Annotated in this window: 21 protein-coding genes; 15 read left to right on the forward strand and 6 right to left on the reverse strand. The window is 64.9% G+C overall.

Annotation, left to right across the window (positions count from 1 at the left end; genetic code table 11):
- Window positions 1-32: 32 nt before the first annotated feature.
- Together NXY83_RS04460 and NXY83_RS04465 are read left to right on the forward strand one after the other, a co-directional pair.
- Complete coding sequence (locus tag NXY83_RS04460; RefSeq protein WP_258804885.1) at window positions 33-1,223, forward strand: trans-sulfuration enzyme family protein; 1,191 nt, start codon at window positions 33-35, stop codon at window positions 1,221-1,223.
- A gap of 9 nt (window positions 1,224-1,232) precedes the next feature.
- Window positions 1,233-1,586 carry a DUF2516 family protein gene (locus NXY83_RS04465; RefSeq protein ID WP_258804886.1) on the forward strand — a complete coding sequence of 118 codons (354 nt, stop codon included), beginning with the start codon at window positions 1,233-1,235 and terminating at the stop codon, window positions 1,584-1,586.
- Between the two features lie 185 nt (window positions 1,587-1,771).
- On the opposite strand, the gene NXY83_RS04470 is transcribed toward NXY83_RS04465, so the two are convergent.
- Complete coding sequence (locus tag NXY83_RS04470) at window positions 1,772-2,617, reverse strand: class I SAM-dependent methyltransferase (RefSeq protein WP_397427560.1); 846 nt, start codon at window positions 2,615-2,617, stop codon at window positions 1,772-1,774.
- Window positions 2,618-2,714: 97 nt separating this feature from the next.
- Here NXY83_RS04470 and NXY83_RS04475 point away from each other — a divergent pair, with 97 nt between their 5' ends.
- Window positions 2,715-3,461: a phosphoglyceromutase gene (locus NXY83_RS04475; RefSeq protein WP_258804888.1), complete on the forward strand. Its 747-nt coding sequence runs from the start codon at window positions 2,715-2,717 to the stop codon at window positions 3,459-3,461.
- 740 nt (window positions 3,462-4,201) lie between these two features.
- Here NXY83_RS04475 and NXY83_RS04480 read toward each other — a convergent pair.
- Window positions 4,202-4,513, reverse strand: coding sequence for a hypothetical protein (locus tag NXY83_RS04480; protein ID WP_258804889.1), 312 nt, complete (start codon window positions 4,511-4,513; stop codon window positions 4,202-4,204).
- A 650-nt stretch (window positions 4,514-5,163) separates the two neighbouring features.
- Window positions 5,164-5,826 (reverse strand): phosphate signaling complex protein PhoU, encoded by a 663-nt coding sequence (phoU, locus tag NXY83_RS04485; RefSeq protein ID WP_258804890.1) that lies wholly within the window; start codon window positions 5,824-5,826, stop codon window positions 5,164-5,166.
- Between the two features lie 203 nt (window positions 5,827-6,029).
- Here phoU and NXY83_RS04490 point away from each other — a divergent pair, with 203 nt between their 5' ends.
- The gene (locus tag NXY83_RS04490) at window positions 6,030-7,277 is read left to right on the forward strand and encodes a sensor histidine kinase (protein WP_258806061.1); all 1,248 of its coding nucleotides are present in this window, start codon (window positions 6,030-6,032) and stop codon (window positions 7,275-7,277) included.
- Window positions 7,274-7,954, forward strand: coding sequence for a response regulator transcription factor (locus NXY83_RS04495; protein WP_079598280.1), 681 nt, complete (start codon window positions 7,274-7,276; stop codon window positions 7,952-7,954). Before NXY83_RS04490 ends, NXY83_RS04495 begins: the two co-directional genes overlap by 4 nt.
- A gap of 90 nt (window positions 7,955-8,044) precedes the next feature.
- Here the strand turns inward: NXY83_RS04495 and NXY83_RS04500 are convergent, their stop codons facing one another.
- Entirely contained in the window at window positions 8,045-8,587 is a 543-nt protein-coding gene (locus NXY83_RS04500) for a hypothetical protein (RefSeq protein ID WP_258806062.1), read from the reverse strand.
- A gap of 271 nt (window positions 8,588-8,858) precedes the next feature.
- Between NXY83_RS04500 and NXY83_RS04505 the strand changes: the two genes are divergently transcribed.
- From NXY83_RS04505 to NXY83_RS04540, 8 genes are all read left to right on the forward strand, one after another.
- Entirely contained in the window at window positions 8,859-9,341 is a 483-nt protein-coding gene (locus NXY83_RS04505) for a CarD family transcriptional regulator (protein ID WP_011690592.1), read from the forward strand.
- Window positions 9,342-9,464: 123 nt separating this feature from the next.
- Window positions 9,465-10,247 carry a 2-C-methyl-D-erythritol 4-phosphate cytidylyltransferase gene (gene ispD / locus NXY83_RS04510; RefSeq protein WP_258804895.1) on the forward strand — a complete coding sequence of 261 codons (783 nt, stop codon included), beginning with the start codon at window positions 9,465-9,467 and terminating at the stop codon, window positions 10,245-10,247.
- A 17-nt stretch (window positions 10,248-10,264) separates the two neighbouring features.
- On the forward strand, window positions 10,265-10,765 hold the full coding sequence (ispF, locus tag NXY83_RS04515; RefSeq protein ID WP_258806063.1) for a 2-C-methyl-D-erythritol 2,4-cyclodiphosphate synthase: 501 nt from the start codon (window positions 10,265-10,267) through the stop codon (window positions 10,763-10,765).
- 9 nt (window positions 10,766-10,774) lie between these two features.
- Entirely contained in the window at window positions 10,775-12,229 is a 1,455-nt protein-coding gene (cysS, locus tag NXY83_RS04520) for a cysteine--tRNA ligase (protein ID WP_258804896.1), read from the forward strand.
- 104 nt (window positions 12,230-12,333) lie between these two features.
- On the forward strand, window positions 12,334-13,323 hold the full coding sequence (rlmB, locus tag NXY83_RS04525) for a 23S rRNA (guanosine(2251)-2'-O)-methyltransferase RlmB (RefSeq protein ID WP_258804897.1): 990 nt from the start codon (window positions 12,334-12,336) through the stop codon (window positions 13,321-13,323).
- Window positions 13,324-13,415: 92 nt separating this feature from the next.
- On the forward strand, window positions 13,416-15,527 hold the full coding sequence (gene glgX, locus NXY83_RS04530) for a glycogen debranching protein GlgX (RefSeq protein ID WP_258804898.1): 2,112 nt from the start codon (window positions 13,416-13,418) through the stop codon (window positions 15,525-15,527).
- A 14-nt stretch (window positions 15,528-15,541) separates the two neighbouring features.
- Complete coding sequence (locus NXY83_RS04535) at window positions 15,542-16,030, forward strand: ribonuclease domain-containing protein (RefSeq protein ID WP_258804899.1); 489 nt, start codon at window positions 15,542-15,544, stop codon at window positions 16,028-16,030.
- 7 nt (window positions 16,031-16,037) lie between these two features.
- The gene (locus NXY83_RS04540) at window positions 16,038-16,394 is read left to right on the forward strand and encodes a barstar family protein (RefSeq protein WP_258804900.1); all 357 of its coding nucleotides are present in this window, start codon (window positions 16,038-16,040) and stop codon (window positions 16,392-16,394) included.
- Between the two features lie 44 nt (window positions 16,395-16,438).
- Here the strand turns inward: NXY83_RS04540 and NXY83_RS04545 are convergent, their stop codons facing one another.
- Together NXY83_RS04545 and glgP are read right to left on the reverse strand one after the other, a co-directional pair.
- Window positions 16,439-18,226 (reverse strand): thiamine pyrophosphate-requiring protein, encoded by a 1,788-nt coding sequence (locus NXY83_RS04545; protein ID WP_258804901.1) that lies wholly within the window; start codon window positions 18,224-18,226, stop codon window positions 16,439-16,441.
- A 46-nt stretch (window positions 18,227-18,272) separates the two neighbouring features.
- Window positions 18,273-20,891 carry an alpha-glucan family phosphorylase gene (glgP, locus tag NXY83_RS04550; RefSeq protein ID WP_258804903.1) on the reverse strand — a complete coding sequence of 873 codons (2,619 nt, stop codon included), beginning with the start codon at window positions 20,889-20,891 and terminating at the stop codon, window positions 18,273-18,275.
- A gap of 191 nt (window positions 20,892-21,082) precedes the next feature.
- Here glgP and NXY83_RS04555 point away from each other — a divergent pair, with 191 nt between their 5' ends.
- Both NXY83_RS04555 and treS read left to right on the forward strand, forming a co-directional pair.
- The gene (locus tag NXY83_RS04555) at window positions 21,083-23,125 is read left to right on the forward strand and encodes an alpha-1,4-glucan--maltose-1-phosphate maltosyltransferase (protein WP_258806064.1); all 2,043 of its coding nucleotides are present in this window, start codon (window positions 21,083-21,085) and stop codon (window positions 23,123-23,125) included.
- Complete coding sequence (treS, locus tag NXY83_RS04560) at window positions 23,122-24,918, forward strand: maltose alpha-D-glucosyltransferase (RefSeq protein ID WP_258804904.1); 1,797 nt, start codon at window positions 23,122-23,124, stop codon at window positions 24,916-24,918. Before NXY83_RS04555 ends, treS begins: the two co-directional genes overlap by 4 nt.

A 24,918-nucleotide genomic window follows, 5' to 3' on the forward strand; every position in this document is an offset into this window, starting at 1 on the left:
GCGGTTGGCCGGTACACAAGTACGCTTTCACCATGAGTCTTTCCGAACAACAGGCGGCTGCCCTTTCAGCAGAGACAGTGGTGGTTGCGGCGGGGCGCCCGCCACGGGAAAGGGACCAGCCGGTCAACCCGCCCCTCGTCCTCTCCTCCACCTACTTCGGCACCGACGCGCTCGACCCGGGGGACCGCGGCTACGGGCGGTATTCGAATCCCACCTGGGACCCCTTTGAAGAGGCACTTGGCCAGTTGGAGGGTGCCGAACTGCCGGCTCTCCTCTACGCTTCCGGCCTTGCAGCGGTCAGTTCCGCCCTGTCCCTGATTCCCGCCGGCGGCGTGCTGGTGATGCCGACGCACAGCTATTCGGGGACTTTGGTGATGGCCGCGGAGCTCGCCCAAAAGGGATTCATTGACCTCCGGACTGTTGACATCGCAGACACCAACGCCGTCAAAGCGGCGCTGGCGCCCGAGGACGCCAGGGCCCGGCCTGCCGCCATGCTGTGGCTGGAAAGCCCCACTAACCCCATGCTGGGAATTGCTGATGTCAAGGCCCTGACTTCCGCAGCGCATGCCGCCGGAGCCATCGTGGTCACTGACAACACCTTTTCCACCCCGTTGGTACAGCAACCGCTGGCGCTGGGGTCCGACGTCGTCCTCCACTCGGTGACCAAATACCTGGCCGGCCACTCCGATGTGGTCCTGGGCGCGCTGGTGACCTCCAATGCCGACATCCGGTCCGCGCTGCTCCACCACCGGACCATCCACGGCGGCATCGCAGGCCCCTTCGAAGCCTGGCTCGCACTGCGCGGCCTGCGAACGCTCGCGCTCCGCGTGGAACGGTCACAGCAAACGGCAATGGTCCTGGCGGAACGGCTCAGCACGCATCCCCGGATCGAATCCATCCGCTTCCCTGGACTCCGGACTGACCCGGGGCACGGGCGGGCGAAAACCCAAATGAAGGGCTTCGGGTCCATTGTTTGCGTCCAGGTGGCGCCCGTCGCGGGGCTGGACGGCGCCAAAGCCGCGGACAAACTGGTTCAGGCGGTGGAGCTGTGGTTGCCGGCAACCTCCCTCGGTGGCGTTGAGTCCCTCATCGAGCGCAGGCGCCGGCATGTTGCCGAACCCGTCAGCGTGCCGGAAAACCTGGTCCGGTTGAGTGTCGGTGTAGAAAACGTCGAAGACCTCTGGTCCGACCTGAAGCAGGCGCTGGACACGCTGGGAGGCTAGGCTTGGCTTGTGGACGGTGAACTGATTATTCGACCTGTTGAGCACGCGGTGTTCTTTCTCCTTGCCCTGGTGGCACTGGGCCTTGAGCTGTGGGCTGTGGCGGACTGTGCCCGGCACCGGGCCAACGCCTTTGAAGCAACCGGTAAAAGGACCAAGACGTTCTGGCTGGCGCTGACCGGCGGCGCCGCCCTGATTGGCGTCATCTCACTGTTTGGCAGCGGCGGCGGTATCTTCGGCACCCTGGGCCTCTTCGGGCTGGCCGCTGTTGTTGCCGCTTCCGTGTACCTCGCCGACGTGCGGCCTGCCGTCAAGGATGCCGGCCGCGGCGGCAGCCGCAACATGGGACCCTACGGACCCTGGTAATCCCCACCGGCTCCCTCGGCTCGCAAGCTCGCCCAGGGAACCCTGCCGGCGTGGCCCCAACACCGGCTCCCTCGGTTCGCAAGCCCGCCCAGGGAACCCTGCCGGCGTGGCCCCAACACCGGCTCCCTCGGCTCGTAAGCCCGCCCAGGGAACCTGCCGGCGTGGCCCCACCAGCGGTTCCCCCATTAGGGGAGCGGGGCAACCGCTTCCCAATCCACTGTCAGCTCGCCCAGCCGCCACCGCGCAGGCCCGTCCTGGACCGGCCAGCCCGCGTCGCGCAACGACCGGCACATGCCCTGCCAGCGCTGCCTGTTTCCAAAGGACGCCAGGGGAGCCGATTCCAGCCACGCCCGGTCCATCGCCTGCATGAGTTTATGGACAGGCTCGCCGGGAACGTTGCGGTGGATCAGGGCTTTCGGCAGCCGCTCGGCCACCTCGGAAGGCAGATCGAAGCTTCCGAACCGGACGGACACGCTGAGCGACAACGGCCGGTGGGCGTCGAGAGCCACCCAGGTCACCCGGCGTCCGATTTCGTCGCACGTACCGTCAATGAAAAGTCCGTTAGCGGACAGCCGGTCCTGCACCAGTCGCCAGATCCCCGCGACGTCGGCCTCCTCGTATTGCCGCAGCACGTTGAATGCCCGGACCAGGACCGGACGGCCCGTGACGGGGAGTTCGAAACCGCCCACCTGGAAGGTCAGGCCGGGCTGCTGGAGCGGCAGCGCTGCGCGCACGCGTTCCGGTTCAATTTCGATGCCGCAGACCTGGACGTCGGGCCGGACGGCCGACAGCCGATCATAAAGTTCGACGGCGGTGGCGGGCGTTGCCCCATAGCCGAGGTCCACCACCAGCGGGTCCGCCGCGGCGCGAAGGCGCCAAGCCTGCGGTCCGGTAAGCCACCGGTCGAGGCGGCGCATGCGGTTGGGGTTGGTGGTTCCGCGGGTAATGTTGCCCACCGGCCTGCCCTGCCTGCCGCTCGGGTTCCTGCCGGAAATCTGCGGGGCGGTCACCCGTTCAGCCTTTTGCACCACCGACCCACCCTATCCTTGCAGCGGCAAATGGCCGTGCCGGACCGGCGGCCTTGTAACGCTGGGCGGGTGGTAAGGGCGCTCGGCTAGGATGAAAATCATGACTTACAAGCTGATTCTGCTGCGCCACGGCCACAGCGAATGGAACGCCAAGAACCTGTTCACCGGCTGGGTGGACGTTGACCTGAATGACCAGGGCCGCGAGGAAGCCGCACGCGGAGGCGAACTCCTGGTGGAGAACGACATTCTCCCGGACGTGCTCTACACGTCCCTCCTGAAGCGGGCCATCAACACGGCCAACATTGCCCTGGACAAGGCCGACCGCGGTTGGATCCCGGTCAAGCGCGACTGGCGCCTGAACGAACGCCACTACGGCGCGCTCCAGGGCAAGGACAAGGCGCAGACCCTCGCAGAATACGGCGAAGAGCAGTTCATGGAATGGCGCCGTTCCTACGACACTCCGCCGCCGCCCCTGGACGATAACTCCAAGTTTTCCCAGGCCCACGATCCCCGCTACGCCGGACTCGGGGATGCCCTTCCCCGGACCGAGTGCCTGAAGGACGTGCTGGTCCGCCTGCTGCCGTACTGGGAATCGGACATCAAGGAAGACCTGAAGGCCGGTAAGACCGTCCTGGTCACGGCGCACGGCAATTCCCTCCGTGCCCTGGTCAAGCACCTGGACGGCATCAGCGACGACGCCATCGCGGGCCTGAACATCCCCACCGGCATTCCGCTGGTGTACGAACTGGACGAGGACTTCCAGCCCATCAAGCCGGGTGGCACCTACCTTGACCCGGAAGCTGCCGAACAGGCCATCCTGGCGGTAGCCAACCAGGGCAAGCGGTAGGGCTAAAGAATAACGACGGCGGGCCGGTCACCTGGCGGATTCAGGGGGTCGTTGCAACACCGTTGGCGGTTAGTTCGTCAAGAGTAGATCACGTAGACGCTCGGCTGGGGTATCCCAGCCGAGCGTTTTGCGTGGGCGTCCGTTGAAATACCTCAGCCGAATCCGGGACGTATCCCCGGCTCCAGGGTCCCGATCTCGCTGACAGCCGGTTAGGAGAAGGAAGAGTAGCCACTCCGGGCTTGGACGGCACACTGCAGGCATACCGTCCCTTCCTCCCGCAGCCGCCATCAGCCTCGCCAGACGCGCAAAAGTAACGTCACTTCGCCGGCGAGGGTCCTACCGCACAATGGCGGACGCGCTTTAGACACAGCTCTGGCCACCCGCGGCGCTGCCTCGGCATGTCCAGGTGGCGCGGAGGTTCCGTTCGACTCCCGCGTAGAGCGTGCTATCCACAGCTCCGCAAGCACGGGCCGCTCCGAGGCACATTGTCCTTCTTCCCCAGCTGCCGCACAAGCGCAGGCAGCGAAAAGCCCCGCACCACGAGTCGGTAATGCGGGGCTTCCCTGGCAACCGCTCCGCCTGATGGGGGACAGGCGGAGAAGATGACATCAAGCCTAATAGGAAGCATGCTTATTTCTCAAATCGGTGACACCCTCAAGATGCGAAGGAGGGCCGCCCCGGTGTTGGGGCGGCCCTCTCTCGTTGTGGCAGCAGGAAGCTGCCTACGTTATGGTGCCGTGTTAGAGGACGTCGACGACGACGACGAGCACGTTGTCTACGACGGTCACATCCACGACGTTCTGGACGTCGATGTTGTTGTTGTTCAGGGCGTTGACCGTGATGCCGTTGAGCACGTTGTTGACGGGAACGTCCACGTCGATGTTGCTCAGGATGTCACCGTTTACGGTGACCAGCTGGATCTGGTCGATGTCTACCGTGCGGTCCGCGTTCACTGCGGCGGCGACGAGGCCGCCGATGGCGCCTGCGTTCTGGGTGGTGGCTGCCTGGGCAATTCCGGCACCGCCGAATGCCAGCGTTCCGGTGAGAGCCACTGTGGCAAGTGGAGCTCCCCGGGTATGGCGGTGGGACGGGCTGTCTGGTGCAGCAGGGTGAAGGGCAGGCCCTGGGATCGGAGTGTGAATTTTTTGGGGGGCGGTCGCCCGGTGAGGCAGCGCTCGGTTAGCCGTTGAGGCCGGTCCGGTGGTTGATGCCGGCCTGGGCGACTTTGCGGTGGAAGTGCATGCCGGCTTCCGCCGAGAATGGCCGCGATGAGGGGCACGAGGACGGCGATAGCGAGTTCACGAATTAGAGGGCATCCCGGCTTACCTCATTCACGGCAGACGGGATGTCAGCAGCACAGTCGTCACCGCCTGGCGTCGGCACAGGGGCTGGGATTCAAGCCGACTCATCGTCATTGAGGACGAAGGGCACGGAGGCCCGCTATCCATGGCTGCTCTGACGCAGGCGGTCGAGGACATCTCGGCGTTGCTTTTAGGCGCTTTTCGATCAGTCGTGCTCTTGACGCGGTCGAAAGCAACAAAGAACTGATCCTTCTGCTCCGGCGTGCATTTGCTCCGGCCGACAGCTTCTTTCGTTAAAGACGACACGGTCGTTGCAACTCCCAAAATTCCGGGTGTTGCAACGACCGCCAGAACCCGCCCCTCAGGTGACCGGCCCGTCGTCGTTCGTTACTCCGAAGGGTCTAGCTGTGTTCGATGCCGTTCGGCTGCCAGGCGCCGGTCACCAGGTAGGTGACTTTCTGGGCCACGGAGACGCCGTGGTCTGCGAAGCGCTCGAAGTACCGGCTGGCCAGGGCCACGTCCACGGTGGTGGCAGGCGACTCGGTCCACTCCGGAGCGGCGATGGCCTTGAAGACGCTCAGGTGCAGATCATTGATGGCGCTGTTTGCCTTCAGGATGTCCCTTGCAACCTCGAGGTCACGCGTTTCCAGCAGGACGGTCAGCTTGTCCGCGATGACCTGGTCCAGCTCGGCCATCTGCTTGAAGGTCTCCGTCATGGACGCCGGAATAACCGTTGACGGGAACCGGAGGCGGGCCAGCTGGGCGATGTGCCGGGCGAGGTCGCCCATCCGCTCCAGCGAAGCACTCATGCGCAGGGAGCCCACGATCATGCGGAGGTCGCTGGCAACGGGACCCTGCAGCGCCAGGATGTCAATGGCCCGCTCATCAAGGCTGTTCTGCAGGAAGTCGATGCGGGCATCCGCCGCAATGACGTCCTGGGCGAGGTCCACGTCAGCCACTTCGAAGGAAGTAGTCGCCTTGTCCATCGCTTCACTGACCAGCCGCGAGATCTCCACCAGCTGTTCACCCACCTGGGTGAGCTCTTCCTGAAAAACCTTACGCACGTAGGCGTCCTTTCCTTGAAACTCCCGCGGGCCGCGTCAGGGCAGCAGGAATTGTGTCGCCGTTTAGCTCCAACCTGCTACTCTGCCAGTCTTCGGTAAACGGTTAGGCCCTTGAAGGTGAACGTTAGTTGAACCGTCGGTCGAGGCGGTCCGGACGCGCCGGAACGCTCTCTTCTAGAGCATAAGGTGGATCTGTGGATCCTATGCTCATCGGTCTCGTCGCAGGCCTCGTCGGCCTGGCGCTTGGCACATTTGGCGTGCTCGCCTACCGGGTGAGCGAGAAGCAGCGCCGGCTTCTGGATGTGGACGCCGAGGAGCTGGCCCTGCCGCCCGGCGCCGCGGAGGTGCTCGCCGTCGTCGGACGCGCCTTTGTTGTGGTGGACGCCGTGGACGGCGTGGTCCGCGCGAGTCCTGCCGCCTACGCCTACGGACTGGTCCGCGGCCATACCGTGGTCCATGAGGAACTGCTGGATATGACGGCCGGAGTCCGGCGCGACGGCGTCATCCTGGAAAAGCAGCTGGAGCTGCCGCGCGGTCCGCTGGGGCAGGGGACCATCATTGTCCAGGTCCGGGCAGCGATGCTCGGTGAGGAATACATTCTCCTGCTCGCGGACGACCGTACGGAGATCACGCGCACTGAGGAGATCCGGAACGACTTCGTCGCCAACGTCTCGCATGAACTGAAGACACCGGTGGGAGCCATTTCCCTGCTCGCCGAGGCCCTGGAATCATCCGCGGATGACGAACTGGCTGTCCGCCGCTTTGCGAAGCGCATGCACAAGGAATCCGGCCGCCTCGCCGCCCTGGTGCAGGACATCATCGAACTCTCCCGGCTGCAGGGCGCCAGCGTGGCCCAGGAGGGCCGCCCGGTAGACATCAATGCCGTCATCGCGGAGGCCGTGGACCGGTCGCAGCTGCCCGCGGAAAGCAAGAACATCACCATTGTTGTGGGTGGCCGGACAGAGGGTAAGGTCTTCGGCGACCAGGACCTGCTGGTCACGGCGCTGCGCAACCTCATTGACAATGCGATCCGCTATTCCCCGGCAAACACGCGTGTGGGCATCGGGGTCCGTTCCCGGGAAGGCCTGGTCTCGATCTCCGTGACGGACCAGGGCGAAGGGCTCAGCGCTGAGGACCAGGAGCGCGTCTTTGAACGCTTTTACCGGGTGGATTCCGCCCGTTCCCGCCATACCGGAGGCACCGGCCTGGGCTTGAGCATCGTCAAGCATGTGGCATCAAACCACGGCGGCGAGGTGACCCTGTGGTCCCAGCCCGGCCAGGGGTCCACGTTCACCCTCCGCCTTCCGGAGATGGAGGGGAACGACGGCGACGAGGAGCTTCCGCCTGCTGCGGCCCCTGCGCCGGGCCGGGCAGGGCAGGGAACCGGTCAGCCAACTGTCACCCAGATACCCCGCGCCGCCGGCGCGAAAGAACGAGGAGCTAGCGCTTGAGCAGGATTCTGATTGTGGAGGACGAGGAGTCGTTCAGCGATCCCTTGTCCTATTTGCTGGGCAAGGAAGGGTTCGAGGTGGAGGTCGTGGACAACGGCCTGGACGCCATCACCGAATTCGACCGGAACGGCGCGGACCTGGTGCTGCTGGACCTCCAGTTGCCCGGACTTTCCGGAACCGAAGTGTGCCGCCAGCTCCGCCAGCGGTCCAGCGTTCCGGTCATCATGCTGACCGCCAAGGACTCCGAGATCGACAAAGTGGTGGGCCTGGAGCTGGGAGCCGACGATTATGTCACGAAGCCTTATTCGTCCCGCGAACTGGTGGCCCGGGTCCGGGCAGTGCTGCGGCGCCAGGGTGAGCCGGAGGAGTTGATCTCCTCCACGGTCCAGGCCGGTCCGGTCCGGATGGACATCGAGCGGCACGTGGTGAGCGTGGACGGGGAGCAGGTGCTGCTTCCCCTCAAGGAGTTCGAGCTCCTCGAAATGCTCCTGCGCAACTCCGGACGGGTGTTGACCCGCGGCCAGCTCATTGACCGTGTCTGGGGCTCGGACTACGTGGGCGACACCAAGACCCTGGATGTCCATGTGAAGCGGCTCCGCGGCAAGATCGAGCCCGATCCCTCGGCGCCCAGGTACCTCGTTACCGTGCGCGGCCTCGGATACAAGTTCGAGCCGTAGAGGGGCGGCCCAGGTCAAGAAGGCAAAACATAAAGGGAGGGGCCGACCGGCCCCTCCCTTTATGTCAAACCCTTTTTCCGGGCCTGCAGCCTAGTGGTTGCCGCCGCCGAGTTCGGAAGCCGACGGCGAGGGAGTAGCCGAAGTCGGCGACGGGGTGCTGCCTGCGGGCAGGTATTCCTTGTACTCTTCCAGCGTGGTGTCCAAAACCGGGACCCTGACGGTGTTGCTGGCGTTGGTGCCGTCTTCGGTGATCTCCAGGTCAACCAGTGAGCCGGGGATACCGCCGGTGGTGCTCAGGATGGCTTCGTCCGAGCTGTCGTTCAGCAGCGTGTAGGAGTTGGCTTTGACCGGAACTTCGGTCTGCGAGCCTTCGGCGCCGTTGACCGTGAGCTTCACATCCTCGGCTGAAGTGTTGTAAACAGCACCGAGCAGGCGGCCCGGCTGGTCCTCGCCCGCGGAGATGATGAGCATATTCCGGAGCTGCAGCGGGCCGAGGTCGGTGATGATGCCGTCTGACGACTGGTACTGCTCGGCTGTCTGCTGGGAATTGATGTACCCGCAGCCTGACGTCAGCAATCCGACGCCGAGGGCGGCAGCCGTCAGTGCCACTTTGGCGCGCTGGGCCCGGTTCATCGCAGTGAAACGCACGTCACGTACTCCTCGAGAGTTTTGAAAGATTATTCAGGCATAGCCTATCCGCAAAGGCCCCTAAACGAGGATTCGGCGCCGTCACATCACCCTTGGCAGCGCTCTGTCGATGCACTATTATCCGCATCCGTCAAGGGGTCCCAAGGGGTTGATTTGGCCTATTTTCCGCGTATTTCCGCGGTTCCGGGCCCTTTCAGCGGCCGGTCATATGCCTGAATCGTGATAAACTGGTCTGCGGGAAAGGGGAAATGTCCACATGGTATTTGAGGTCGGCGAGACAGTAGTTTACCCTCACCACGGTGCTGCGAAGATTGAAGAAATCAAGATGCGCACCATCAAGGGCGAAGAGAAAATGTATCTCAAGCTCAAGGTGGCTCAGGGTGATCTGACCATTGAAGTTCCAGCAGAAAACGTTGACCTTGTTGGGGTCCGGGACGTAGTGGGCAAGGAAGGCCTGGAGCACGTGTTTGATGTGCTCCGCGCCGAGTTCACCGAAGAGCCCACCAACTGGTCACGCAGGTACAAGGCAAATCTGGAGAAGCTTGCTTCCGGTGACGTCATCAAGGTAGCAGAGGTCGTTCGGGACCTCTGGCGCCGGGATCACGACCGGGGCCTTTCCGCAGGCGAGAAGCGAATGCTGGCCAAGGCCCGGCAGATTCTGATTTCAGAACTGGCGCTGGCTGAGAAGACCGACGAAGAGAAGGCGGCAAGCGTTCTCGACGAGGTCCTGGCTTCCTAAGAATTGAACCCCGGCGGCACGAAAGTGCCGCCGGGGCTTCTTTTTGCCCTGAAACTTCGGGCTCCGACTCCCGGCATGGATTGTTTCAGGCATGGCAGCCCGCAGGGACGTAGGCTAGTCCGCATGAGCGATACAGCTAACCGCCTGGTCACCGCGGTGATCCTGGTGGCCGCAGGTTCCGGGCAACGACTCGGTTACGGCATGCCCAAGGCTGCAGTGCCGCTGGGTGGAGAACCGATGCTGATGCATGCCCTGCGGGGCATCGTCGCGGCCGGAATCGGCAGCCAGGTCTGCGTTGCCCTGCCCGCAGGCGACGACGGCCTGCGGCGGCTTTGTGAGGACTTCCGGGAAGAACTTGCCGACGGCGGCCCGCTCCTGACCATCGTCGATGGCGGTGCCACCCGCGCTGACTCAGTCCGGGCCGGGCTGGGTGCCCTGATGGACGGCATTGAGGCCGTCATGGTGCACGACGCCGCCCGCGCCCTGACTCCGGAGTCTGTATTCCACCGCGTCGCTGACGCCCTCGCAGCAGGCGCTGAAGCCGTTATTCCTGCCATTCCTGTCGTGGACACGGTCAAGACGGTGGCGGCCACATCGGGTGACGGCAGCGCGCTGGCGCCGGAGGTTGTTACCGGCACCGCGCCCCGCGAGGCCCTGCGTGCGGTGCAGACGCCCCAGGGATTCCACTTCGGTACACTGCAGCGGGCCCACGAGGCAGCCCAAAGCCTGGACTCCCGGCAGGCAGCAGCGGTCACCGATGACGCGATGCTCGTTGAGATGACCGGCACCCCGGTCCACGTGGTGCGCGGCTCCACCCAGTCCCTGAAGATCACCACTCCGCTGGACCTGATCCTGGCCGAAGGACTGCTGGAAGGCCCGCTGGGCGTCCGATGGGTGGAGGGTTAGGCATGGAGAATATCCAAATGATCGTCCCCCGTACCGGAATAGGCCTGGATGTCCACGCCTACGCCTCCGAGGATGCGTCACGCCCCTTGTGGCTGGGCGGAATCCTGTGGCCGGGGGAGCGCGGACTCTCCGGGCACTCGGACGGTGACCCGGTGGCCCACGCCGCCGCCGACGCCCTGTTCTCAGCGGCCGGAATCGGCGACCTGGGCACCCACTTCGGCACGGACAGGCCTGAATTCGCCGGGGCTTCCGGAGTGACCCTCCTGGCCGAAGCTGCACGCATCGTCCGGGCTGCCGGCTTCGAGATCGGCAACGTGGCAGTCCAGTTCGTAGCGAACCGGCCCAAGTTCGGCCCCCGCCGCGAGGAATCGCAGCAGGTCCTGAGCGACGCGGCAGATGCCCCTGTCAGCGTCACCGCAACCACCAGCGACGGCCTGGGGTTTCCGGGACGCGGTGAAGGCATCTCCGCAGTCGCCACCGCGCTGGTGTACCCGCGGCCCTCCAGCGGCATCGGCTAATCTGGAGCGGTGACCCTGCGCTTCTATGACACTGCCTCCGCCGAAGTCCGGAACTTCGTCCCCCTCATAGCGGGAAGGGCAAGCCTCTACTATTGCGGGGCCACAGTGCAGGGCATGCCCCATGTGGGCCATATCCGCTCCGCCATCGCCTTTGACCAGCTCACCCGCTGGCTGGAGTACCGCGGCCACCGCGTCACCGTGGTCCGCAACGTCACCGACATTGACGACAAGATCCTGGCTAAGTCGGCGGAGTCCTTCAGTCCGGATTTCGGCGGCGGTCCCGGCGAAGTGGCAGGAGAGGAATGGTGGGCTCTGGCGTACCGCTTCGAGCAGGAGTTCCTGAAGGCCTACGACATCCTGGGTGTTTCCCGCCCCACCTACGAGCCACGCGCCACCGGGCACATCCCGGAAATGCATGCCCTGATCCAGCAGCTGATAGACCGTGGGCATGCCTACCCCGCACTGGATGAATCAGGGGATGTGTATTTCGACGTGCGCTCCTGGAGCAAGTACGGCGCTCTCACCCGGCAGAACATCGATGACATGCAGGCAGCCCCCGACGCCGACCCCCGCGGGAAGAAGGACCCCCGCGACTTCGCGCTGTGGAAGGGCTCCAAGGAGGGCGAACCCGCCACCGCCAGCTGGGCTTCCCCCTGGGGCGCCGGCCGGCCCGGATGGCACCTGGAATGCTCTGCCATGGTCACCAAATATCTGGGTACCGAGTTTGACATCCACGGCGGCGGACTGGACCTGCGGTTCCCGCACCACGAGAACGAAATGGCGCAGTCGCGGGCGGCAGGGCATCCATTTGCCAACTTCTGGATGCACAACGGGATGGTGACCTACGAGGGCGAAAAGATGTCCAAGTCCATCGGCAACACCATCAGCCCGGCCGAGATGCTGGAACTGGCCCCGCCCCGGGTGGTCCGCTACTACCTGGGCCAGGCACACTACCGCTCGGTACTGGACTACCGGCCCACGTCGCTGCAGGAGGCCGCTGCCGCCGTCGAACGCATTGAAGGCTTCATCAACCGCGCCGTCCGTGCCCTTGCCGGTGACGGGACCAGCGGTTTTGCCTACGGGAAGGTGCCCGGTGCATTCGAACGCGCGATGGACGATGACCTGAACGTGCCCCAGGCCCTGGCCGTGCTCCACGAAACTGTCCGGGCCGGCAACACGGCGCTGACGGAGGGGCGGCTGGAGGACGCCCGCGAGGCGCTGCACCAGGTGCACGACATGCTGCGGGTGCTCGGCCTGAACGATGTGGCGTCGGGTCCGGCGGGCGACTCCCGCGAGGCGGCCGCCCTGGAGGTCCTGGTCCAGGCGCAGCTTGCGGCCAGGGCTGAAGCACGTGCCAATAAGGACTGGGCTGCCTCGGACGCAATCCGCGACACCCTCAAGGAAGCCGGCGTGGTGGTCGAGGACGGGCCGGACGGGGCCACCTGGAGCCTGAAACGCGACTGACCTCCAAGCGCTGTCCGCCGTGCTTTTCCACGTGGTGAGCCGATTTTTCTTCGGTCAGTAGACTGGTATGCAGATTCAGTCAACACAATCAAGGGTGGAACATCATGGCCAACAATGGTCGCCGATCGGTTAAAGCGAAGAAGGGCCCAACCATCGGAACCGGTGGCCATGGCCGCAAGGCCCTCGAGGGCAAGGGTCCTACGCCCAAGGCAGAGGACCGGCCGTACCACAAGGCGCACAAGTCCAAGCAGCTCGCTGAGCGGTCTGCCGCCAAGCGCGGCACCGGTGCCCGCAGCGCCGGAGCAGCGAAATCCGGTCCCAAGGGGCGCGCCACCGAGGAAGTGGTTACCGGCCGTAACTCCGTAGTGGAGGCACTCCGCGCCGGCATCCCCGCCAAGGCGCTGCACATCGCCATCCGGATCGAGATGGACGACCGGGTCAAGGAATCCCTGAAGCTCGCGGCCGAGCGTGGCATCCCGCTGCTGGAAACCGGCAAGCCCGAACTGGACCGGATGACCGATGACGCCATCCACCAGGGTCTTGTCCTGCAGATCCCGCCCTATGACTACGCGGACGCCTACGAACTGGCAGAAGAAACGGTCGATAAGTGGAAGAAGGGGCATATCGGCAACGCACCGCTGTTCGTCGCCCTCGACGGCATCACCGATCCCCGCAACCTTGGCGCCATTATCCGTTCAGTGTCCGCCTTTAGCGGCCACGGCGTCATCGTCCCTGAACGCCGCTCCGTGGGTGTCACGGCGTCGGCATGGAAGACGAGTGCCGGTGCAGCTGTCCGCGTCCCCGTGGCACGGGCCTCCAACCTCAACAGCGCCCTGAAGCAGTTCAAGAACATGGGCATTTTTGTCCTGGGACTGGACGGCGACGGGGACGTTTCGTTGCCGGACCTCACACTTGCCACGGAACCCGTATGCATCGTGGTGGGTTCAGAGGGCAAGGGCCTGAGCCGCCTGGTCCGCGAAAACTGCGATCAGATTGTTTCGATCCCCATCGACTCGGCAATGGAATCCCTGAACGCCTCCATGGCGGTGGGCATCTCCCTGTATGAGGTCTCGCGCCAGCGCGCCACCACATAGTTTCCACAAGTCCCGCAAACCAGCGGGTATTTACCCGACGTTATCCTTGCGTCCGGGCAGGTCATGTGCCGCTGGCGGCTAATATTTAGGTGATGGTCATGCCGCTCTTCGACACCGCTTCCACCATGGACGCCTCCAGGGCTGTCCCCCTCGGTGTGAGCGTTCCGCGCGTGGATTCCGGCGGTACCCGCCACGCGGCCGGGGGACGGGCCAACGTGGCCTGTTACGCCCCGGGTGTGCCCACCCTGGAAATCGTCTACATCGCCCCCGGCGGGGACTGGCGCGTCCAGGCGCTGCCCAACGTCACCCACGGCGTCCATCACGGCATCGTGGAGGACCTGCCCTACGGCTCACGGTACGGTTTCCGCCCGGCGGCCCCGGAGCAAGCCTTCCCCCTTGCCGTGCCCACCAAGGACATTGACGACGACGGCGGCCAGCCGCTGCTGCTCGACCCCTACGGGCGCGCCGTGGACCAGCGCGACGGGTTCCTCACCAGCGTTCGGATGGCCAGCGATTTCGACTGGGGCAGGGATGAACGCCTGCGGCTTCAGTGGCGCAACACCATCATCTACGAGACCCACGTGCGCGGGCAGAGCATGCTCCACCCGGACGTGCCCGAAGAGCTCCGCGGCACCTATGCCGGGATGGCCCACCCCGCCATCGTCGAACACCTCAAGGCCCTGGGTGTCACGTCCGTGCAGCTGTTGCCAGTGCATTTCCACCTCGATGAACCGCACCTGCAGGACCTCGGACTGACCAACTACTGGGGCTACAACACCGCCGCCTTCTTCGCGCCGCACCCTGCTTACGCCACCCGTACGGCCCAGACGGCGGGCCCGGAGGCTGTGCAGGACGAGTTCAAGGGAATGGTCAAGGTCCTGCACGCCGCGGGGTTGGAAGTCATCCTGGACGTCGTCTACAACCACACTGCCGAAGGCGGTCCTCACGGCCATACGGTGAGCTTCCGCGGGCTGGGGGAGGAGACCTACTACCGGACCGATGGACACGGCAAGTACCTGGACACCACCGGGTGCGGAAACAGCCTGAACTTTGGTGAGCCGCGGGTGGTCCAGATGGTCCTGGATTCCCTGCGTTACTGGGTTGACGAGTTCCACATTGACGGGTTCCGCTTTGACCTGGCTGTGACGCTGTGCCGGAACGCGGCCAACGAGTTCGATCCCCGGCATCCGTTCCTGGTGGCCCTCGCGGCGGATCCGGTCCTGTCGGATGTGAAACTGATTGCCGAGCCGTGGGACGTGGGTTACGGCGGCTGGCAGACCGGGCGGTTTCCGGGCGGCTGGGTTGACTGGAACGACCACTTCCGCGACTCCCTCCGCTCATTCTGGCTGGCAGACCGTGCAGCCCTCGAAAGCGGCGGCCAGGGTGGGTCCGTGGCAAAACTCGCCGACTCGCTGTCCGGCTCGGCCGCCCTCTTCCAGGCCTCCGGGCGCTCCCGGCTGGCCTCGCTCAACTACATCACTTCCCATGACGGGTTCACCCTGAACGACCTCGTTTCCTTTGACCGGAAGCACAACGAGGACAACGGTGAGCAGAACCGGGACGGCCACGGTGACAACCGAAGCTACAACCACGGCGTGGAGGGGCCCACCGAAGATGGCGACATCCTGGCCAGCCGTGCACAATCCCGCCGCAACCTGATGGCGTCGCTGATGATTTCGCTGGGCGTCCCCATGATCACCGCCGGTGATGAACTGGCCCGGACCCAGCAGGGGAACAACAACGCCTACTGCCAGGACAATGCCATCACCTGGGTGGACTGGACCCGGACGCCGGAATCCCACGAAATGCTGCGCAGTACCAAGCGGTACATCCGCCTCCGCAAGGAGTTCCTGGCCGCCCAGCCCCATGACTTCCCGGTCCGCGACGAGCAGTCCTACCTCTACTGGTTCGACCAGTGCGGCAAGCCCATGTCCATGGAGCGCTGGAATGATCCCCAGCACCGCGTGATGCAGCTCCTGCTCGGCACCGATGACGGCGCACTGGCAGGGCTGGTAGTGGTGAACGGGAGTACCACGGACGTGCAGGTCACCCTGCCGCGCGTTACCGCCGAAGGTACTGCCCCGCGCATGTTCGAACTGCGGCTGACCACCTCGCCGCTGCACGAACTGCGGCAAGGCGGCGTTGTCGCTTCGGGGGAGAGGGACCTGGTTGAGGCCAACTCCATCAGCATCTACCGCACTTAGGCAGGAATAGCAGAATGCGCAACCGCTCCATCCTGCCCTTGCTGCTGAGCGCGCTCATTATGCTGGCGCTGGTTGTTTTCGGCGGCTCCGGCCTGTTGGGCCAGCTGACGGAAACCACGACGCCGGAGGCCACTTCCGGCGCAACGGCAGCACCGGGGGCCGCCACGCCGTCCGGGCCAGCGGCTACAGCCCCGGCACCTGCAGCCGAAAACCCTTCAGGGCTCCCATCGATCCCGGAATCGGAACTGCCGCCCGAAGGGCGCAGGACGCTGGCTCTCATCCGGGCCGGCGGCCCGTACCGGTACAGCCAGGACGACCAGACCTTCGGCAACTTTGAGCGCATCCTGCCCAGGCAGGACAGGGGCTACTACCGCGAGTACACGGTGCCCACTCCCGGGGAATCGGACCGGGGAGCACGCAGGATTGTTGCCGGTGACGGCGGCGACAAGTACTACACCGATGACCACTACGGGTCGTTCAAGTTCATAGCGGAAGGCAGCTGACAAACCCATGAAGATCTACTCCGGCGATACCTGGACCCTGGACGAGCTGCAGGAACAGGTGGCCGACGCCGGACGGCGAAGCCTGGTTGTCCCCCCTGCGGACAGCAAGAGGGCGGTCCTGGAAACCTTTGGCGAGGTCCTCAGCTTCCCCGAACACTACGGTGTGAACCTCGACGCCCTGAATGATTCACTTCACGACTTTGCGGACGCCATCACGGACAACGGCAATGCCCCGGTTACCGTCCTGTGGCAGGTGGCTGCCCCGTTCCGGAGCGACAGGTCATTCGGCATTATCTGCGAAATCCTCCAGGACGCGGAGAAGTACGCAGGCAAGGACCTTGCCGTCACTGCCGTGCTGCTCTGATCCGCCCTGCAGTGCTGCTCTGATCCGCACCGGCGCCCTGGTTCTCAGGCGTCCGGACGCTCCTCGTGCGAGACGTAAGTGTCGAGCAGCCCCGCAGCCCTGCCGCCGTCGTCCTCTGCAGCCAATCCCTTGCGCATGCTGTCAGCCTTTTCCTTGCCGGCCGGGAACGGCGGCAGGAGGGGGATTTCAGGATCGGTCAGGACCTCGATCACCACTGGCCGGTCCGCGGCGAACGCCTGCTCCCAGGCGTCACCCAGAAGCTCCGGGTCCTCCACCCGGATACCCCTCAGGCCCAGCAGTTCCGCATAGCCCGCGAACGGAAAATCAGGAAGTTCCTGGCTGTCCGCGAACCTCGGTTCGCCCTCGGACTCGCGCTGCTCCCAGGTGACCTCCGTCAGCTCCCTGTTATTGAAGACGCACACCACAAACCGGGGGTCCTCCCACTGCCGCCACCGGTGGGCAACCGTCACCAGTTCCGCAAGGCCCGCCATCTGCATGGCCCCATCCCCGGCCAGGGCCACCAGCGGCCGGTCCGGATGTGCCAGTTTGGCGGCAATCCCGTAGGGGATGGAGCACCCCATGCTGGCGAGGGTCCCGGAAAGATGCGCCGGCACATTCAGGGGCAGCACCAGCTGCCGGGCATACCAGTAAACACAGCTGCCGACGTCGATGCTTAGCTGCGCGTTCCCCGGAAGCCGGCCATTGAGCTCCCGGACCACCCGCTCAGGATTCACCGGTTTGGCCGGTACAGCCGCACGTTCTGCTGCCAGTTCGCGCCAGCGGGCGACTTCCTGTTCCACGTCCGCCCGCCATTGGCCGGGAGGGCGGGCATCCAGTTTCCTGCCCAAGGCCTTCAGCGCGGAGGCCGCGTCACCGGCCAGGCCCACCTCGACCGGATAGCGGTTGCCGATCTTTTTCTCATCAATGTCGATTTGTACGGCACGGGCAGCTCCGGGCGGCGGATAGAACTCGGTCCACGGATCATTCGAACCCACAATCAGCAGGGCATCGCAGTTGCCCAGCAGGTGTGCGCTTGCGGTGGTGCCCAGATGCCCCATGGTTCCCACGGCGAAGGGCAGGTTCTCATCCACGTAGGGTTTGCCCAGCAGGCTGGTGGCAATCCCGGCGCCAAGCTTTTCGGCCACGGCCACCACGTCATCGACCGCGTGACGGGCTCCCTGGCCCACCAGCAGGGCAACCTTTTGCGCGGAATTCAGCAGGGCTGCGGCAGCGTCCAGGTCTTCCTCGCGGGGAGTCTTGGCTGCGGCGCTCCACGTCGGCGCGGTAACCACGATGCCGTGTTCCTGCTCCAGCTGAGGAGCGGGCGCGGACTGGATGTCATGCGGGACAATGACCACGCACGGCGATGATGTCGCCTTGGCGGTACGGAAGGCCCGGTCCAGGACCATGGGCACCTGCTCCGGTGTGCTTACGAGCTGCACGAACTGGGAAGCAACATCCTTGAAAAGGGCGCCCAGGTCGATTTCCTGCATGTAGGCCGAGCCGAGCACGGTCCGGCTTTGCTGCCCGACGATCGCCACCACCGGAACGCTGTCAAGCTTTGCGTCGTAGAGCCCGTTGAGGAGGTGGACGGCGCCGGGGCCCTGGGTGGAGGTCACCACCCCCACCCCGCCTGTGTACTTTGCGTGGCCCACGGCCATGAACGCTGCTGTCTCCTCGTGCCGGGCCTGGACGAACTGGATGCGCCCTTCAGCCCGGCGGAGCGCCCCCATGAAGCCGTTGATTCCGTCCCCGCTGTAACCGAAGACCCGGTTCACGCCCCACGTGCTGAGCCGGTCCACGATTACATCGGCCACTGTCCGTTCAGTCATAACGTCCTCCTGCATCGGTTCCGGGAGCGGGCCAAGGCCCGCCACGCTACGCGTTAACGATCAACCCCAGCTCGGCCTTGGAAGCCAGTGCCTCATGCCGCGGCAGGACGCGGACGGTGTAGCCGAACGATCCCGAGCGGTCGATGACCAGCGAGCCGCTGAACAAATAGCGTCCGCTGCCGAGGTCTTCCTTCACCTGCAGTTCCATCAGGGTGATATCCGTCAGGGTGTCGCTTTCCTCCGCCTGGCCATAGGCCACCTCCACCCACACGTCCTCGGGAACAAGGCTGTTGAGGGCAACGTAGGCATTGACCTGGAGCGTGTCCCCGATCTGCGGATCCTCCGAGACGCCCACCGAGTCCACATGCTCGACGTGGATCTGGGGCCACGCGGAGCGCACCTTGGCAGTCCAGGAGGCAAGGGAGCGGGCCTGGGAGTAGGAATTCGCGATTGCGCTGCGTCCCGCTTCAGCCGCGGGACGATAAAGGATGTTCACGTAGTCGCGCAGCATGCGCTCGGCCGAAACCGCCGGGCCGAGGTGGGACAGGGTGTGCTTGATCATTGACACCCAGTGCGTTGGCACCTTCTCGGCCTCTGACGTCGAAGGTCCGGCGGCCCCGGCATCTTCCGAAACCGTGCTGCCATAGAAGCGCGGCGCAACCTGGGTTTCGAGCAGCTCATACAGGGCAGCCGCTTCGATATCGTCTCGCTCCTCGGGGGAGGCGTCGTTGTTGGCGGTGGGAATCGCCCAGCCGTTCTCGCCGTCGTACATCTCATCCCACCAGCCGTCCAGGACGGACAGGTTCAGCGAGCCGTTAAGCGCGGCCTTCATGCCGGACGTGCCGCAGGCCTCCAGGGGCCGCAGAGGGTTGTTCAGCCACACATCGCAGCCCGGGAACAGCGTCCTGGCCATCGCGATGTCGTAGTTGGGCAGGAACACGATCCGGTGCCGGACCTGGGGGTCGTCCGTGAAACGGACCAGGTCCTGGATCATCTTCTTGCCGGCATCATCGGCCGGGTGGGACTTGCCGGCAATGACCAGCTGGATGGGGTGCTCCTTATGCAGGAGCAGCGCCTTGAGCCGCGCCGGCTCGCGCAGCATCAGGGTCAGGCGCTTATAGGTGGGGACGCGGCGGGCGAACCCGATCGTCAGGATATCCGGGTCCAGGACCTTGTCCGTCCACCGCAGCTCGGCATCCGCCGCGCCGCGCTTCTTCCACGCTGCCCGCAGCCGGCGCCGGACATCATCCACCAGCGCGGACCGCATCTCGCGGCGCAGCGCCCAGACGTCGGCGTCGCTGACGTTGTAGGCAAGGTCCCAGCGGCCATTCGCCTCAGCCTCGCTGCCGAACTGGTCGCGGGCAAGCTTGGAGATGCGGCTGTCCACCCAGGTGGGCACGTGCACGCCGTTGGTGACGGACGTGATGGGCACCTCGGAGTGGTCGAAGCCCGGCCACAGTGCCGAGAACATACCCCTGGACACCACGCCGTGCAGCTTGGCCACACCGTTGGCGCGCTGCGCCAGGCGCAGGCCCATCACCGCCATGTTGAAGACGGCCGGGTTTCCCTCGGCGTAGTTTTCGCGGCCCAGTTCCAGGATCCGGTCCACAGGCACCTCCGGCGCCAGCCCGGCGTGGAAGAAGTGGCTGATCTGGGAGATCTCGAACCGGTCGATGCCGGCCGGAACCGGGGTGTGCGTGGTGAAGACGGTGGAGGCGCGGCCTGCCGCGAGGGCTTCATCGAAGGTGAGGGACTGGTCCCCGGACATGAGTTCCTGGATGCGCTCGATCCCGAGGAAACCGGCATGGCCCTCGTTGGTATGGAAGACTTCCGGCGCCGGCGAGCCCGTGAGCTGCTGGAAGGCGCGCAGGGCCTTGACGCCGCCCATGCCCAGCAGCAGTTCCTGCTGCAGCCGGTGGTCCCCGCCGCCGCCGTACAGCCGGTCGGTGATGCTGCGGGCGGCGTCATCATTACCCGGAACATTGGAGTCAAGGAGCAGCAGGGGAACACGTCCGACGTCGGCGCGCCAGATGTGCGCGAGCAGCCGGCGTCCGTTGGGAAGCGGGAGGGTGACCTGCAGGGGCCGGCCGTTGCCGTCAGGGGAGGGCTCGCGGAGCAGGGTCAGCGGCAGGCCGTCCGGGTCCAGCACGGGGTACGTCTCCTGCTGCCAGGCGTCCCGGGACAGGGACTGCTTGAAATAGCCTGCCTGGTACAGCAGCCCCACTCCGATCAGCGGCACCCCAAGATCCGAGGCCGCCTTCAGGTGGTCGCCGGCCAGGATGCCCAGGCCGCCCGAGTACTGGGGGAGGACCTCGGTAATGCCGAACTCGGGCGAGAAGTAGGCGATGGCGGCCGGGGCGTCCGGACCCAGTCCCTGGTACCAGCGCGGCTCCTCAAGGTACCGGTCAAGGTCTTCTTCCGCGGCGCGCACACGCTCCACAACCGACTGGTTGGCGGCCAGCTGCTGGAGCTCTTCCCTGCTGACCAGGCCCAGGAAACCCACGGGATCCTGCCCGCTTTCCTCCCACAGCCGGGGATTCAGCCCGGCGAAGAGTTCGCGCGTGGGGCGGTGCCAGGACCAGCGCAAATTGCTTGCCAGCCGGGCCAGTGGCCGGATGGGTTCGGGGAGGACTGTACGGACCGTAAACCTGCGGATTGCCTTCACCTGCGTCACACTAACGGACAACATGGGCGGCCGGAACCAGCTTTAGGTTTCTTTTGCGTAAATGACAAGGGCATGAAGGAAATGAGGCGCGGTACAGCGAAATTAGTGAGCAGGCTTAGCATTCTTCGTCATTTCTCGCTAACGTCGAGCTTGTGACGACTAACTCAGGAACCAGTGCCGTATCAACGAAAATGCCGGCGGGACGCATCACCGACGGACTGCGGTTCGGACGTTTTCCGATCACTGCAGTGCAGCCCGTCGTCGAGGGTGGAAAGTTCCCCGCGAAAGCCCTGCCGGGCGAAGGGATCGTGGTCGGAGCCACCGCTTTCCGGGAGGGTCACGACCAGCTGGGCGTCAGCGCCGTGCTCCTGGACCCGTCCGGTGCGGAGCGCCAGCGCGTCCGGCTCTCGCCGCCGCGCGGGGAACGGGGCATGGGAACGGACCGCTGGGAGGGCATCCTCACGCCGTCGGAAACGGGCAACTGGTCCTTTCTCATCGAGGCCTGGCACGACCGCTACGGCACCTGGCACCACAACGCCGAGGTGAAGATTGCCGCCGGCATCGACGTTGAACTGATGCTCGCCGAAGGTGCGGCGCTGCTCTCCGAAGCGGCCGGCGACGAATCCCGCAGCGAGGCGGACCGGGCAACGTTGCGCTGGGTCGCCGACAGGCTGGCGGACCAGTCGCTTAGCCCGGAGGATCGCCTCGCCGCCGGATTCAGCCACGGGGTGGCTGACATTGTGGCCCGCCAGCCCATCCGCGAGCTGGTGACGGCCTCCGAAGAGTACCCCCTGCTGGTGGAACGCGACCGCGCCGGGCGCGGCGCCTGGTACGAGTTCTTCCCCCGGTCCGAGGGGGCCGTCAAGGACCACTCCACCGGCGCGTGGACCTCCGGAAACTTCCGCACCGCTGCCAAGCGGCTGGACGCTGTGGCAGCCATGGGCTTCGACGTCCTGTACATGCCGCCCATCCACCCCATCGGCGTGCAGCACCGCAAGGGGCCCAACAACACGTTGGTGGCCGGCCCCAACGATCCCGGTTCGCCCTGGGCCATCGGTGCCGTGGAAGGTGGCCACGACGCCATCCACCCGGACCTTGGATCATTTGAAGACTTTGATGCCTTCGTGGCGCGCGCCAACGAGCTGGGCCTGGAAGTTGCCCTGGACCTCGCCCTGCAGGCCGCCCCGGACCACCCCTGGGTGACGTCACATCCGGAATGGTTCACTACCCGCGTGGACGGCAGCATTGCCTACGCAGAAAATCCCCCAAAGAAGTACCAGGACATTTATCCCCTCAATTTCGATAATGATCCCGAGGGGCTTTCCCGGGAAATTCTGCGTATTGTCCTGCTCTGGGTGAGTCACGGCGTAAAGATTTTCCGCGTGGACAACCCGCACACCAAGCCCGTGTGGTTCTGGGAATGGCTGATTGCCGAAGTGAACAAAACAGTGCCCGGCGTGGTGTTCCTTGCTGAGGCATTTACCCGCCCGGCCATGATGCACGCTCTTGGCAGGGCCGGCTTCCAGCAGTCCTACACCTACTTCACGTGGCGGAACACCAAAAAGGAGATCGAGGACTACTTCACCGAGGTCAGCCACGAATCTTCGGCGTTCTTCCGCCCGAACTTCTTCGTCAACACCCCGGACATCCTGACGGAGTACCTCCAGTACGGCGGCCCGGCTGCCTTCAGGATCCGGGCGGTCCTGGCCTCCACCGCCAGCCCGCTCTGGGGCGTTTACGCCGGTTATGAGCTCCACGAGCATGTGGCCCGGCCGGGCGCGGAGGAGTACATCGACAACGAAAAGTTCGAATACAAGGCACGTGACTGGGACGCCGCAGCAGAATCCGGGCGTACCCTGGCACCGTACATCACGCGGCTGAACCACCTCCGGCGTGACCACCCGGCACTGCAGGACCTGCAGAACCTGACGGTCCACCAGAGCACCGACGACGCCACGGTGGTGTACTCCAAGCACAAGACACTCCCTGACGGCTCCAAGGACACCCTCATCGTGGTGGTCAATGTGGATCCCCACGGAACCAGGGAATCCACGGTTTCACTTGACTTGGCGGCGCTTGAGCTCGACCCGCAGGACCTCACCCCCAACGGGGGCTTCTACGTGGACGACCTCATTTCCGGTGACAGCTGGGAATGGGGTGAATACAACTACGTCCGCCTCGACCCGCATGTAGAGCCCGCACACATCCTGAGCGTGAGGAGAATGCATCAGTGAGTTTCAATCCTCAAAGTTCCGGCCGGCATTTCACTCCAAAGAGCACGTTTGAGCTAAATGCGCCAGGTCTTCAGCATGATCCGCTGTGGTACCGGAAGGCCGTGTTCTACGAGGTGCTCGTAAGGGCTTTTGCGGATGCCAACGGCGATGGCTCCGGAGACTTTTCCGGACTCATCAACCGGCTCGACTACCTGCAGTGGCTGGGGGTGGACTGCCTCTGGCTGCCGCCGTTCTTCCAGTCACCGCTGCGGGACGGCGGCTACGACATCTCCGACTACAACTCCGTTCTGGACGAGTTCGGCACCATCAGCGACTTCAAGCGCCTGGTTGCGGAGGCCCATGCCCGGGGCGTCCGGGTAATCATCGACCTGCCCCTGAACCACACCTCGGACCAGCACCCCTGGTTCCAGGAGTCACGCAAGGATCCCGACGGCCCCTACGGCGACTTCTATGTGTGGAGCGACACGGACGAGAAGTACCAGGACGCCCGCATCATCTTCGTGGACACCGAGGAATCGAACTGGACGTTCGACCCCATCCGGCGCCAGTTTTTCTGGCACCGGTTCTTCAGCCACCAGCCGGACCTGAACTTCGAAAACCCCAAGGTGATCGAGGCCCTCTTCGACGTGGTGCGGTTTTGGCTGGACCAGGGCATCGACGGTTTCCGGGCGGACGCCATCCCTTACCTGTTTGAGGAAGAGGGGACCAACTGCGAGAACCTCCCGGCCACGCACGAGTTCCTCCGGAAGCTGCGGGCCATGGTGGACGAAAGCTATCCCGGCCGCGTGATCATTGCCGAAGCCAATCAGCCGCCCAACGAAGTGGTGGAGTATTTCGGAACCGACGAGGAGCCGGAATGCCACATGGCGTTCCACTTCCCGATCATGCCGCGGCTGTACTACGCGCTCAGGGACCAGAAGGCCGCGCCCATCATCGAGACCATGCAGGACACTCCCGACATTCCGGAAGGCGCGCAGTGGGGGACCTTCCTCCGCAACCACGACGAACTGACCCTCGAAATGGTCACGGCCGACGAGCGGGCGGCGATGCTGGGCTGGTATGCGCCGGACCCCCGGATGCGCGCCAACATCGGCATCCGGCGCCGGCTGGCGCCGCTGCTGGACAACTCGCGGGCGGAGATCGAACTGATCAACGCGCTGCTCCTGTCCCTTCCCGGCAGCCCCTTCCTGTACTACGGGGACGAGATCGGCATGGGAGACAACATCTGGCTGGAGGACCGTGACGCCGTCCGCACCCCCATGCAGTGGAACCCGGACCGCAACGCAGGCTTCTCCCACGCTGATCCGGGCAAGCTCTACCTGCCCCCGATCCAGTCGCTGGTGTACAACTACAGCATGGCGAATGTGGAGGCCGAGTCCTCGCACTCCGGGTCCCTGCTGCGCTGGACCCGGCAGATCCTCAGCGTCCGAAAAAACCACCCGGCCTTCGGCCTTGGCGGGTTCAAGCACGTGGAAGCCGACCACGACGCCGTCCTCGCCTACCTTCGGGAACTGCCGCCCGACAACGCCGCCGGGGCGGCTGCAGAAACCATCCTGTGCGCGTTCAACCTCTCGCAGCATCCGGTGGCCGCCAGGCTCCGCGTTCCGCAATACGCCGGACGAGGGCTCCGTGACGTCTTCGGCGGACAGACTTTCCCCGGAATCAACGACGACGGAACGCTCACGCTGACCCTGGGCAGCCACGATTTCTTCTGGCTGCGCGTACGGTCAGCGGCTTCCAACCCTTCGTCGCCCTATACCCAGGCCATGCCAATTCTGTCGATAGAGAACTGA

Origin of the sequence: Pseudarthrobacter sp. NS4, assembly GCF_024758005.1 — a bacterium.
Taxonomy (GTDB): Bacteria; Actinomycetota; Actinomycetes; order Actinomycetales; family Micrococcaceae; genus Arthrobacter.